The following is a 12890-nucleotide window of genomic DNA, read 5'->3' as shown; positions in this document are numbered from 1 at the left end:
GATGCGGTCCGTCGTAGAGAGGGATTTCACGCGATGAACCGGACGATGATGTTGCGCGGCGCTGCGCTCTCAGCCCTCTTGGCCTCGGGCGCATCCGCGGCCCAGGCCGCCACCTACGCGTTGGTGACGATCAATCAGCAGGCCCTGTTCTTCAACCAGATCAACGATGGGGCGAAGAAAGCCACCGATGCGGCCGGCGACAAGCTCGTGATCTTCAACGCCAACAATGTGCCGAGCGCCCAAAACGACGCGGTCGCGACCTACATCACCCAGAAGGTGGATGGCATCGTGCTCGTCGCGATCGACGTGAACGGCGTCAAGCCTGCCATTGTCGATGCCAAAAAGGCTGGCATCCCGGTGATCGCGGTCGACGCGCAGATCCCCGGAGGAGACAACGTCGCCTTCGTCGGGGTGGACAACACCAAGGCCGGTGAAGATATCGGCACCTTCTTCGCCGATTACGTGAAAAAAGACATGGGCGGCAAGGCCAAGGTCGGCATCGTCGGCGCACTCAACTCCTTCATCCAGAACCAGCGACTCGATGGCTTCAAGAAGACCGCGTCGGTCAGCGGCGTGACATTCGCCGATACGGTCGACGGGCAGAACGTGCAGGACGTGGCGCTCACGGCCTCCGAGAACCTGATGACCGCCAATCCGAGCATGAACGCCATCTACGCGACCGGCGAGCCGCAATTGATTGGTGCCGTCTCGGCCGTCGACACGGCGGGCCGCAAGGACAAGGTCAAGGTGTTCGGCTGGGATTTGACCGCCCAGGCCATCAAGGGGATTGACGAGGGCTGGGTCACGGCGGTGGTGCAGCAGGACCCCTATACTGAGGGAAAAGTGGCGATCGAGTCGCTGCAGAGCCTGAAGAAGGGCGGCAAGGTCGAGCCTGTCATCCAGGTGCCGGTGACGATCGTCACCAAGGCCAATGTCGACAAGTTCCGGGACATGTTCAAGTAAGAGCAAGCCGAACACGGAGGTAGCATGGCCGCCCCCATACCCAGGGTCCGCATGCGCGGGATCTCCAAGCGTTATGGCACGATCCAGACGCTGAACGATGTCGCGCTCGACCTCGCCCCTGGGGAGGTCCTCGGCCTCGTCGGGGACAATGGGGCGGGTAAGTCGACGCTCAGCAAGGTCCTGTCGGGTGCCGTGGTGCCCGAAGATGGCACCATCGAGATCGATGGCAGGGAAGTCCGCTTCGCCTCCCCGGCCGATGCGCGCGCCGCCCACGTCGAGATGGTCTACCAGGACCTGTCGCTCTGCGACACGGTGGATGTCGCCGGCAATCTGTTCCTTGGCCGCGAGCCGCGCCGGCGTATCCTCGGCGTCTCGTTTCTCGACAAGCGGCGGATGCGGGCCGATGCGGTCGCGATGCTGCAGCGCCTGGGCATTTCGGTGCCGGACATCACGGTCCACGTCGAAAACCTGTCGGGGGGACAGCGTCAGTCGATCGCGATCGGCCGCGCGGCCTCGTTCGACCCCAAGGTCCTGATCATGGACGAGCCGACTGCTGCGCTCGCGGTCGCCGAGGTGGAGGCGGTGCTTGAACTAATCCGTACCGTGAGCGCGCGGGGCGTGAGCGTCATCCTGATCACCCACCGGCTGCAGGACCTGTTCCTGGTCTGCGACCGCATCCAGGTGATGTATGAGGGCCGCGCCATTGCCGAGCGCCAGATTGCCGACACCAATGTCGAGGAGGTCGTCGACCTGATCGTCGGACGCAAGTTCAGCGCACGCTCGGCCCGTAACACCCAGGCCGAAGGGGTGGCGATCTCATGAGTACCCCGGCGCAGATCTCGAGCGTCCCGACCCCCGCGACGCGCCTGCGGCCGCGTGGCCTGAAGGACCGTTTCTTCGCCAATGGCGGGGTCGGCTCGATCGCTGTTTTCTTCGTTTTCGTCGTCGTGCTGTTCTCGGTCGCGACCGAGGACTTCCTGTCCGTTCCGAACATCCTGAACATCCTGCGGCAGTCGTCACCGTTGCTGATGGTGGCGGCCGCCATGACGCTGGTGATCACCACGGGCGGCATCGACCTGTCGGTCGGTTCTATCTTGGCGCTTGTGAGCGCCCTCTGTGCGATCCTGATCCAGGCCGGCATTCCCTGGGCTCTGGTGGTTCTGCTGATGCTTGCCTGTGGGGGGCTGATCGGTGCGCTGCAGGGCTTTTTCGTCGCCTATGAGGGCATCCCGGCCTTCATCGTCACCTTGGCGGGCCTAAGCGTCATCCGTGGCGTCGCGTTGCTGACGACGGGAGGGTATTCCATCCCGATTCCAGCGACGCTCTCCTTTGTGGAACTCGGGCGCGGCTGGTTCCTTGGTGTGCCCGTGCCGGCCATCATCGCAACCGGCATTGTGGCTCTCGCCTTCGTGCTTTTCACCCAGACGCCGTTCGGCCGCTATGTCACCGGCATCGGCGCCAATGCCGAAGCGGTGCGCCGCGCGGGCGTCAACACCAAAGCCGTGACGCTCTTCGTCTACGTGCTGTCCGGCACCATGGCGGCCCTGGCGGGTGTCGTGCTCGCGGCACGGCTCGGCAGCGGCTCGTCGAACGCCGGCCAAGGCTTCGAGCTCGATGTGATCGCGGCCGTGGTGCTCGGTGGCACGAGCCTGTTCGGCGGGCGCGGCACGATGGTCGGCACCGTGCTCGGCGCGCTGACGGTGGCAGTCATCGGCAATGGCTTGATCCTGGCCCACCTGTCGCCGTTTCTTACGCCGATCGTCACCGGCACCATCATCCTTGTGGCGATCTGGATGAACTTCCGTATCTTCCGCGGCGCCGCCCGCAAGCGCTGAGGATTCCACATGGACACCAGCTTGGTCCCCGTCGGCGTGAGGAGTGGCACCGTAATGACGGTGCATGGGCCGATTCCGGTGGAGCGCATGGGGATGACGCTGATGCACGAGCATATCCTGCTCGATGCCTCGAAACTGTGGAACTGCCCCTGCGCGGCCTCGGAACTCGCGATGTCCGACAAGCCCGTCAGCATGGAAGACATCGGCGAATTGCGGATGAATCCTTTCCTCAGCCGCGACAATTGCCTGCTGCTCGACGTCGACGTCGCTGTGGGCGAACTCGGAAAATATTACGAACTGGGCGGCGATACGGTGGTCGACCCGACCAATCTCGGCATCGGGCGTGATCCGGCGGCCCTGCAACGCATTGCACGGCGCAGCCGATTGAATGTCGTAATGGGCTCGGGCTTCTATCTCGAAGCGTCGCATCCGGACTGGTTCACCCGCATGGATCTCGACGAGGCGACTGCCTTCATCGTCAACGATGTCGGCGGAGGGCCGACGCAACCCGACGTGATGGCGGGCATCATCGGCGAAGTCGGCGTCAGTAAGGATTTCACGACCGCCGAGCGCAAGTCGCTGCGCGCCGCCGCGCGAGCCTCGCGGATCACCGGCGTGCCCTTGTCGATCCATCTGCCCGGTTGGGAGCGCTTGGCGCATGACGTGTTGGACATCGTCGAATGCGAGGGCGCCGACCTCAATCACACGGTGCTGTGCCACATGAACCCGAGTGGGCATGACGCCGGTTATCAGGTGGCGCTCGCGAAACGCGGCGCCTTCCTGGAATATGACATGATTGGCATGGATTATTACTACGCCGCACAGAACGCGCAGTCGCCTTCCGACGAGGAGAACGCCCGCGCTATTCGCGGATTGATCGACAAAGGCTTCGGGCATCGCGTGCTGATGAGCCAGGACGTGTTCCTGAAGATCATGCTGACCCGCTACGGTGGCTTTGGCTATGGCTACATCCTCAAGCATTTCGTGCCCCGCTTGAAACGGCACGGTCTCGACCGGGCCGCGATCGATCTCATGATGAAGGAGAACCCCGTCCGGGTGTTCTCGGCCGCGACATGAGCTTGGACCGCCCCGCCCGGGTCCACGTCGTCGGGAACCTGTGTTTCGACACAACCCTGGTGGTGCCGCATTTTCCCCGGCCCGGCGAGACGTCGGTGGCTTTCGAGAGCCGCGTGGGGCTGGGCGGCAAGGGCCTCAACCAAGCTGTGGCGAGTGCCCGAGCGGGAGCCGACGTCCTTTTCTATGCGGCCGTCGGGGTCGACGACGTCGAAAAGGTCCTCATCGTGTTGTCGCGGGATCCGCGCGTCATGCCGATGCTCACGGGCCTGGCTTTTCCCACTGACAGTTCGACGATCCTGGTGCAGCAGGACGGTGAAAACGCCATCGTCAGCGCCATCGCCTGTGCCCAGGCCTTCGATCCGTTGCAGGACGGGTTCGCCGATCACCTGCAAGCAGGCGACATCGTGCTTCTGCAAGGCAATCTGACCGCCGCCACGACGCGGGCCTGCCTGGCCGCCGCCAAGGCTCGCTCGGCCATGACGGTCCTCAACCCAAGTCCGCTTTTTCCCGTGGAAGACATCGGGTGGGACTGCGTCGACCTTCTTGTTCTGAACCGTAGCGAGTTGGCCACGCTGAGTTCCCGGACCGATGTCGAGGACGGAGCGAAAGCGATGCTCAAGCGCCGCGTCGGGAATCTGGTCGTGACTCTGGGCGGGCAGGGTGCGCGGGCTTGGTGGTCCGGCGGGGCAATCGCCGTTGAGGCCCCGTGCGTCGAGGTGTGCGACACGTCAGGGGCCGGGGATGTCTTCTGCGGGGTGCTGGTCGCGGCCCTGCTGCGAGGCCTCGACCTGCCGGAGGCCTTGCCTCAGGCCGTTGCGGCAGCATCCCGGTCCGTTACCCGCTCGGGCGCTCTCGCGTCTTGCCCGACGGAGGCCGAACTCGCGGTCCTGGCGCGGTCTCCCATTGGAAAGCAGGCCTCATGAGCGACGATAAGCCGGTGTCCGGCATTGCCGGCGATGCGATCATGGCCCTGTTCGGCGCTCCCAAGGCGCTGATCGGCGTCATCCATCTGGCGCCGCTCCCGGGCGCGCCGCGCTATGCCGACGAGGGGGTCGATGCCATCTACACCCGCGCTCTCGACGATGCGCGCGCCTATCTGGACAACGGCTGCGACGGCGTCATCGTCGAGAACCATGGCGACGTGCCATTCAGCAAGCCGGACGACATCGGCCCCGAAGTGGCGGCCCATATGGCGGTGGCGGCTGATCGCATCCGTCTGACGCTTGGCAAGCCGGTCGGCATCAATGTTCTGGCCAATGCGCCGATCCCGGCCCTCGCCATCGCGTCGGCGAGCGGCGCGGGTTTCATCCGGGTCAACCAATGGGCGAACGCCTATGTGGCCAACGAGGGGCTGCTCGACGGCGAGGCCGCAAAGGCGATGCGCTACCGCGCCCGGCTGCGCGCCAAGGGAATCCGCATTTTTGCCGATGCTCACGTGAAACATGGCGCGCATGCGATCACGGGCGACCGGGCGGTCGAGGAACTGGTGCGCGACCTCGTGTTCTTCGACGCCGACGCCATCATCGCCACGGGACAGCGGACCGGCCACGCGGCCGATCTCGGCTACATCCGACAGATCAAGCAGGCATCGCATCTGCCGACGCTCGTCGGGAGCGGGGTGACGGCCGACAACGTCGCCGCCATCCTGGACATCGTCGATGGCGTCATCGTTGCCTCGTCGCTCAAGCACGGCGGCGTCTGGTGGAACCCGGCCGATCCCGCCCGCGTGCGCGCCTTTGCGGCAGCCGCCGGACGGTGATGATGCGTGGGCAACCGAACCTTCAAGGACAGGTGTGATGGACAAGAAGAAAGTCTTGCTGGTCGGCGAAAGCTGGGTGAGTTCGGCGACCCATTACAAGGGCTTCGACCAGTTCGGCAGCGTGACTTTTCACCTGGGCGCCGAACCGCTCGTCGCGGCCCTTAAGGACAGCCCCTTCGAACTCACCTACATGCCCGCGCACGAGGCCGTGAATGGCGTGCCGAGCACGCTCGAAGGCCTCAAGGCCTATGATGCCATCCTGCTCTCGGACATCGGCGCCAACTCGATCCTGCTGCACCCGGATGTCTGGTTGCATGGCAAGACCTATCCGAATCGCCTGAAGCTCCTGCGCGACTGGACCGCTCAGGGCGGTGGCCTCGCCATGATCGGTGGCTATTTTTCCTTTCAGGGCATTGACGGGAAGGCTCGCTGGAGCCGCACGGCCGTCGAGGAGGCGTTGCCGGTGACCTGTCTGCCCTATGACGATCGCCTGGAAATTCCCGAGGGCTTCAAAGCCAAAGTGGTCGGCCCGGCCGACCATCCCGTGCTCCAGGGCCTCGGCACAGACTGGCCGGTGCTGCTGGGGGCCAATGAGGTCGTGCTGAAGACAGGCACCGGTGTCGACGTGCTTGCGACGCTACCGGAGGACCAGGGCGGCCATCCGCTTCTCGTCACCGGAACCTTCGGGCAAGGCCGTACGGCGGTCTGGACGTCCGACATCGGTCCGCACTGGCTGCCACAGACCTTCGTGGATTGGCCGGGCTACGCGACCCTCTGGCGCAATCTCTTGGGATGGCTCACGGCGCGTTAGACACACCTAGGTCTGTGCGAGACCTCTACCAGCTTCCGCATCCAACCCATGTTCCAGGATCTCCGCGTAGCGCGCAGCCGATCGGGCGACGATCGCGGGTCCGTCGTGGACCACGTCGAGACCTGCAAAGACGCCATAGATACGTGCGTAGCGCCAGGGTGCCAGCAGCGCGGCGATCCTCCGGACCTCCGTGGCCGGCAGGGGCAGCATGTTCGGGTAGCTCCGCATGAAGGAGACTCGCCGGCCGCCAGGTGCAACCTGCACGATGTCGCCGGGGAGCAATGTGCCCGCACCATCCGCCGTGTCGGCCCAATGCAACGCGGTGCCGCCGGCGAAATGTCCACCGGCGCGGATCAGCGTGACGCCGGGAAGAAGGTCGAGCGTCTCGCCCGACCAGAACCGGATCCTTGGGTCGGGCCGAACAACCCAGGCGCGGTCGGCGGCATGGAGGTGCAGTGACGCATCGAAGGTGGCGGCCCAATCCATCGCCGTCGTGTAATAATGCGGGTGGGATATTGCGATGGCGGCGAGGCCGCCAAGCCCCCTGACAAGTTCCTCGGTGGCCGGATCGAGGAGAGAGATGCAGTCCCATAGGATGTTGCCGCTCGGGGTGCGCAGCAGGAAGGCACGCTGGCCGATTGCAAAGGTCGGAACGGTCTGCACGCTCATGAGACCGGGTTCGTGAAGGCGCCACGCATTGCGGTGGTCAGCTTCCAAGGCTGGGTGGGTGGTCCAGCCCTGGCCCGCTGCCGGCACATACTGGCGCTCGTCCTCGCAGATCGGGCATCGCTCCGGCTGTACTGGCGCTTCAGGAAAAGACGTGCCGCATGCGGTGCACAGAAAAACGGCCATCGATCGTCGCTTCCTTCGCGCCGCGCGATACTGACGCGGCCCTTCATCTAAGGCGAGGAAGCGTGGGGGAGAAATAGCCAGTCTAAGAAATCGGGAGCGGTTTCCACTTTCTCTCGTCATCTAAGAATAGTGGGTCGCCAGGATGCGGTCATTTGGGCAGAGGATCGTACGGCTTTAAGAGCCCGGCTCGCTGCCAAGGTCTTGTGGCTGACGGTCGGTTTCTCGACGAAAGTAAGCCGCCAAGATCATGCGTGGGGCGGTAACGGGGCTCCATCCCGCTTGGATTTCATCCAATCCATCGCGCGGTAATAGCGGAGCGTCAATTGCGGGCCGTAGCTCATGTAGAGCGGCGCTTTGTGCAGCGGCTCGATCTTGAGCGACAGGTCCTTGTCCGGCACCCCCATGGCCCATTCCGAGAGAATGCCTCCGAGCATGCTGCCCGTTGGCACCCCGCGACCTGACAAACCGGTCAAGGCAATGACCCCTGGCGCGAGACCGTAGAGGCGCGGAATCGTGCGGTGCTGCATGTCGAGCTCGCCGAACCAGAAATACTCCCAGCGGATCTCCTGCCTGATCTGCGGGTGCAGCCATTTCAGCCGGTCGCTCATGACTTTGTGGGTGTAGGTCATGTCGCGGCCGCGTGCGCCCATCGGGAACATGGACGCGACGATGCGGCCCTCCGCATTGTATTTGTAGACGTAGATGTCGCCGCGACCGTCGTGAATGGTCGTGTTCTCTGGGAGGACGGATGTTCGTTCTTCATCGCTCAGCGGCTGTGTCGCGGCCACGAAGACGCGCATGATCTTGAAGCTCTGGTCGAGCTTGGGCCATCCGTCGACCGTATAGGCGCCGGTCGAGAAGATGACCTTGTCGGCCAGAACCGCCCCTGTCCCCGTCTGCACTGACCAGCGTCCGCTCTCGGGCACGACCCCGGTCACCTTCGAACTTGTGTAGACGCTGCCGCCTTCCTGAATGACGGCCCGGGCGAGGCCCCGTGCGTAGCCGAGCGGATTGACGTGTCCGCCTTCGGTATGGAACCAGCCGCCGAAAAAGCGCGGGCTGCCCGTGATGGCCTCGACCTCCGCCCGGTCGACGAAGCGGGTCTTGGCCCCGACGGCATTGTAGTCCCGCACCTTCTGTTCGATCGCCTTGATGGCGCTCGGGCGCGAGGCCGCCTGGACGTATCCGTTCTGCTGCCATTCGCACTGGATCTGGTAGCGCCTGATCATCGCCGAGACTTTGGTATTGGCCTGGGTCTGCCGGGCGATGAGGCGTTCCGCCCAGGGCTGCCCCAGCATCTTGCGAAGCGACGGTAGGCTGTAATGCGTGAAGGTCGGCGTACAATGGCCCGCGTTGCGACCGGACCCGCCGAAACCGGCCTGCTGGGCCTCCAGCACCACCACGCGGACACCCTGGCGGGCGAGTTCCAGTGCCGTTGTCAGGCCCGTGTAGCCGGCACCCACGATGCAGACGTCCGCCTCGACGCGACCCTCAAGGGCGCTGGTCGTGGGGGCAGGGGCAGCCGTGGCGAACCAAAGCGAATCCTCGAAAGGCGAAAACCGCGGCATGGCTCTTCTCCAGGTTCGACCGCGAACGCGGCTGACGCGACAGACGTGACGAGGTGCCCGCCCTTCTCAGCAGGCTGGCTGCAGCGCGAGATCATCGCGGATGCAGGCCTTCTGGTGGCCGCCGCCGATATGAGCGAGGGGTGGGACGGCCTCGGCGCAAGCCGGGATCGCGTAGCGGCAGCGCGTGCGGAACGCGCAACCGGATGGGGGCGCGAGCGGGCTCGGCAGGTCACCCTTGAGCAGGATGCGCTGGCGGCGGCGGCTCGGGTCGGCCACTGGCACGGCCGAGAACAGCGCTTCGGTGTAGGGATGCCGGGGATTGCGAAACAGCGTCCGGGTGTCGGCGATCTCGACGATGCGGCCGAGATACATGACCGCGACGCGGTCGCAAACGTGACCCACCACCGCGAGATCGTGGCTGATGAACAGGATGGTGAGATCGAGCTTGCGCTTGATCTCCATCAGCAGGTTGACGACCTGCGCCTGGATCGACACGTCGAGCGCCGAGACCGGCTCATCGGCCACGAGAAAGTCGGGCGCCAGCACGAAGGCACGGGCGATGCCGATCCGCTGGCGCTGGCCACCTGAAAACTCGTGAGGGTAGCGCTCGGCGTGGCTGTCGGCCAGTCCGACGGTCCGCAACGCGTCGCCCACGCGCGCCTCCACTTCGCTGCGCGAGATGCCGGGGTTCTGGATCCGTAACGGTGCCCCGACGATCTGGCCGACCGTCATACGCGGGTTGAGCGAGGCGAACGGATCCTGGAAGATCATCTGCATGCGGGCGCGCAACGGACGCAATTGGCGCTTGCTCAGCGTCGACACATCCTGGCCGTCGAACACGACGCGGCCGTCGGTGAGGTCGGTGACCCGCAGCACCGCGCGGCCGAGCGTGCTCTTGCCGGATCCAGACTCGCCGACGAGACCAAGGATCTCGCCACGCCCGATCTCGAACGTCACATCCTCGACGGCCCGGACGGTCAGCCGTGGAGACATGAAGCCGCCGCTGGAAAACCACTGCCGAAGCCGGTCCACCCGCAACAGCGGACCATCGCGCGGGATGGGGGGTGGTGTCAGGGCCATGATGCTCATGGACGCGCCTCCAAAGCCGCCACGGCGTCCCAGCGGAGACATCGTACCTGCTGGCCGTCGAACGCATCATCGAGCGGCGGCGTGGTGGCGTCGCAGAGTCCCGGCAACGCGTAGGGGCAGCGTGGCTCGAACGCGCACCCTGGGGGCAGGGCGGTGGGGCTCGGCACCGTGCCGGGAATACTGGTGAGCGGGACGAAACCATCGGAGACCGTGAGGGTCGGGACCGCGCGGAGCAAGCCTTGTGTGTAGGGCATGAGGGGCGCGCGCATCACCGGCCCGACCTCGCCCTGTTCGACGATCCGACCCGCATACATCACCATCACGCGGTCGGCGATCTCGGCCACCACACCGAGATTGTGGGTGATGAAGACGATGGCCATGCCGGTCTCGCGTTGCAGATCCTGCAGCAATTCAAGGATCTGGGCTTGCACCGTGACGTCGAGGGCGGTGGTGGGTTCGTCGGCGATCAGCAGAGCGGGGTCGCAGGCGAGCGCCATGGCGATCATCACGCGCTGTCGCATGCCTCCTGACAGGTGATGCGGAAAGGCGGCCAGCCGGCGGCGGGCATCGGAGATGCCGACGCGGGCCAGCAGGTGTTCGGCCCGGTCGAGCGCTTCACGGCGCCCAACGGGACGATGGGTCATGACCGCCTCGGCGATCTGGTCGCCGACACGCTGCACGGGATTGAGCGAGGTCATCGGCTCCTGGAAGATCATGGCGATCTCGTTGCCGCGCAGCGCCCGCATCGCGCGTTCCGGCACCGCCAGAAGGTCGCGGACCGTGCCGTCACGGCTGCGGAACAGCGCCTGACCGTCGAGACGTGTGCGGGGCGCTGGCGGCGTGAGCCGCATCACGGCCAGGCTCGTGACGCTCTTGCCCGACCCTGATTCGCCGACCAGCGCCAAGGTTTCGCCCGGCGCGACCGTGAACGAAACGTCGTGGACCGCCGCGACAGGCCCTGTATGGGTCGCGAAGGCGACCGACAGGTTGCGGACATCGAGGACCGCTGTCGCGATCTCGGGCGCGCCCATCAGGTCAGATCCATGCGGGCGTCGAGGGCGTCGCGCAACCCATCCCCGATGAAGTTGAAGCTCGTCACCGCGAGCGTGATCATCAGACCGGGAAAGATCGCGAGCCACGGGGCCGAGTTCAGATATTGTTGGGCATTGTTCAGCATGTTGCCCCAGCTCGCGGTCGGCGCCTGGATGCCGTAGCCGAGGAAGGAGACATAGGCCTCGGCCAGGATGGCACGGGCGACCGTCAGGGTCGCGGCCACGATGATCGGCCCGGCGGCATTGGGCAGCAATTCGCGCGTCATGACATAGCGTCCCGAGGCCCCCAGCATCTCGGCGGCCAGGATGAAATCCCGATGCCGCAGGGCCTTGATCTGTGCCTGCACGACGCGCGCGACCTCCATCCAACCCGTCGCCGCGATGATCAGCGTGATGGTGAGGATGCTGGGCTTGATGAAGGCCGCGAGCGCCAGGAGCAGGAAGACCGACGGGAAGCACAGCACGGCATCGACGATCCGCATCAGGACGGTGCCGACCAATCCGCCATAATAGCCTGCTGTGACGCCCACGCTTGTGCCGATCAGCGTGCTCACCACCATGGCCATGAAGCCGATGGTCAGCGAGATGCGCCCTGCCATGAGCAACCGCACCAGAAGGTCGCGACCGAGCTGGTCGGTGCCGAATAGATGACCATTGCCCGGAGGCGGCGCGAAGCGGTGCCTCAGATCGATGTGCAGCGGATCGAAGGGAAGGATCATCGGTCCGAAGATCACGGCGAAGACGAGGACCAGGATGACGCCCGATCCGAACATGGCCAACCTGTGCCGCTTGAAGCGGCCCCAGGCGCGGCTGCGCGGACTGGTACCAGCCAATCTCCGGTTCGGCAGGACTGCGGCGGCGACCGTGGCGGAGGACATGCGGTCTCCTTACCGGCTAGAGGCGGATGCGGGGGTCGGCCGCGGCACTGAGAATATCCGCGAACAGGCTCCCGATCAGCACCAGCACGGCCGACACCATCAGGATGCCCATGACGACCGGGTAGTCGCGATAGCCGAGCGAATCGAGAAACAGCCGGCCCATGCCGGGCCAAGTGAAGACGGTCTCAGTCACGAGGGCGCCGCCGAGCAGGGTCGGCAGTTCCAGGCCGGCCAGCTCGATCATCGGCAGCAGGGCGTTGCGGAAGGCATGGCGCAGCATCACGGATTTTTCCGACAACCCTTTCGCTCGCGCGGTGCGGATGAAGTCCTGGCTGATCACGTCCAGCATGGCGCCGCGCATGTAACGGCTCCAGATCGCCACCTCGACGAGTGCCAGCACGACCGCGGGGGCGATCAGATGGCGAAAATAATCGCTGAACGAGCCGTCCCCGACCGTGGAACGGCTGCCGGCCGGCAGCCAGCCGAGCTTGACGGCGAAGATGTAGATGACGATCAGCCCGAACCAGAAGGTCGGGATGGAAAGCGCCACCATGGCGCCCACGGTGGCGAGGCTGTCGAAGATAGACCCGCGCCGGACCGCACCCAGCACGCCCACCGTGACACCGAGCAGCACGGCGAGCGCGATGGCGGTCAGCATCAGCTCGAACGTCGCCGGCAGGCGACCCGAGATGATGGCCAATACCGGCTGGTTGTCCCGGTAGGAATGGCCCCAGTCCCCCGTGACGAGGCGGCTGACCCATTCCCAATATTGCAGCGGCAGGGGCCGATCGAGCCCCATCTCATGGGCGATATGCGCCAGCTGCTCCTGGGTCATGCCGGGGATCAGGGCGAATTGCGACAGGGGACCGCCGGGTGCGAGATGCAGTACCGCGAAGCCGATCACCGAGACGAGCGCGAGCAGTATGACGCTCTGGATCAGGCGATTCAGGAGAAAGGAAGCCACAGGGTCCTCCTGTTGCGATGCCCGGGAGCGCCACAGACAGTT

The 12890-nt window shown here is 65.3% G+C and carries 13 protein-coding genes; 7 read left to right on the top strand and 6 right to left on the bottom strand.

Features of this window, described 5'->3' with window-relative positions; translation table 11 throughout:
• The first annotated feature begins 33 nt into the window (after positions 1-33).
• From M8523_RS09595 to M8523_RS09565, 7 genes are read left to right on the top strand one after another with little or no spacing between them, the layout of a single operon-like run.
• Complete coding sequence (locus M8523_RS09595; RefSeq protein ID WP_282584639.1) at positions 34-963, top strand: ABC transporter substrate-binding protein; 930 nt, start codon at positions 34-36, stop codon at positions 961-963.
• 24 nt (positions 964-987) lie between these two features.
• Positions 988-1785, top strand: coding sequence for an ATP-binding cassette domain-containing protein (locus M8523_RS09590; RefSeq protein WP_282584638.1), 798 nt, complete (start codon positions 988-990; stop codon positions 1783-1785).
• Positions 1782-2798 carry an ABC transporter permease gene (locus M8523_RS09585; protein ID WP_282584637.1) on the top strand — a complete coding sequence of 339 codons (1017 nt, stop codon included), beginning with the start codon at positions 1782-1784 and terminating at the stop codon, positions 2796-2798. Before M8523_RS09590 ends, M8523_RS09585 begins: the two co-directional genes overlap by 4 nt.
• 9 nt (positions 2799-2807) lie before the next feature.
• Entirely contained in the window at positions 2808-3875 is a 1068-nt protein-coding gene (locus M8523_RS09580; RefSeq protein ID WP_282584636.1) for a phosphotriesterase family protein, read from the top strand.
• On the top strand, positions 3872-4798 hold the full coding sequence (locus M8523_RS09575; RefSeq protein ID WP_282584635.1) for a ribokinase: 927 nt from the start codon (positions 3872-3874) through the stop codon (positions 4796-4798). The genes M8523_RS09580 and M8523_RS09575 overlap by 4 nt, the downstream gene beginning before the upstream one ends.
• Positions 4795-5634, top strand: coding sequence for a BtpA/SgcQ family protein (locus M8523_RS09570; RefSeq protein ID WP_282584634.1), 840 nt, complete (start codon positions 4795-4797; stop codon positions 5632-5634). Before M8523_RS09575 ends, M8523_RS09570 begins: the two co-directional genes overlap by 4 nt.
• A gap of 37 nt (positions 5635-5671) precedes the next feature.
• The gene (locus M8523_RS09565; protein ID WP_282584633.1) at positions 5672-6445 is read left to right on the top strand and encodes a glutamine amidotransferase; all 774 of its coding nucleotides are present in this window, start codon (positions 5672-5674) and stop codon (positions 6443-6445) included.
• Positions 6446-6451: 6 nt separating this feature from the next.
• On the opposite strand, the gene M8523_RS09560 is transcribed toward M8523_RS09565, so the two are convergent.
• The 6 genes from M8523_RS09560 to M8523_RS09535 form a co-directional block, all read right to left on the bottom strand.
• Entirely contained in the window at positions 6452-7297 is an 846-nt protein-coding gene (locus tag M8523_RS09560) for an MBL fold metallo-hydrolase (RefSeq protein ID WP_282584632.1), read from the bottom strand.
• Between the two features lie 245 nt (positions 7298-7542).
• The gene (locus tag M8523_RS09555) at positions 7543-8865 is read right to left on the bottom strand and encodes an NAD(P)/FAD-dependent oxidoreductase (protein WP_282584631.1); all 1323 of its coding nucleotides are present in this window, start codon (positions 8863-8865) and stop codon (positions 7543-7545) included.
• A gap of 66 nt (positions 8866-8931) precedes the next feature.
• A complete protein-coding gene (locus M8523_RS09550) occupies positions 8932-9858 on the bottom strand; it encodes an ABC transporter ATP-binding protein (protein WP_282584825.1) in 927 nt (308 codons plus the stop codon).
• A 92-nt stretch (positions 9859-9950) separates the two neighbouring features.
• On the bottom strand, positions 9951-10985 hold the full coding sequence (locus tag M8523_RS09545) for an ABC transporter ATP-binding protein (RefSeq protein ID WP_282584630.1): 1035 nt from the start codon (positions 10983-10985) through the stop codon (positions 9951-9953).
• Positions 10985-11884: an ABC transporter permease gene (locus tag M8523_RS09540; protein WP_282584629.1), complete on the bottom strand. Its 900-nt coding sequence runs from the start codon at positions 11882-11884 to the stop codon at positions 10985-10987. Before M8523_RS09540 ends, M8523_RS09545 begins: the two co-directional genes overlap by 1 nt.
• Before the next feature lie 16 nt (positions 11885-11900).
• The gene (locus tag M8523_RS09535; RefSeq protein ID WP_282584628.1) at positions 11901-12848 is read right to left on the bottom strand and encodes an ABC transporter permease; all 948 of its coding nucleotides are present in this window, start codon (positions 12846-12848) and stop codon (positions 11901-11903) included.
• Positions 12849-12890 lie beyond the last annotated feature (42 nt).

It is taken from the genome of Lichenifustis flavocetrariae (assembly GCF_026130545.1).
Classification (GTDB): Bacteria; Pseudomonadota; Alphaproteobacteria; order Rhizobiales; family Beijerinckiaceae; genus Lichenihabitans; species Lichenihabitans flavocetrariae.
This window is presented reverse-complemented; position numbering and strand designations above follow the sequence as displayed.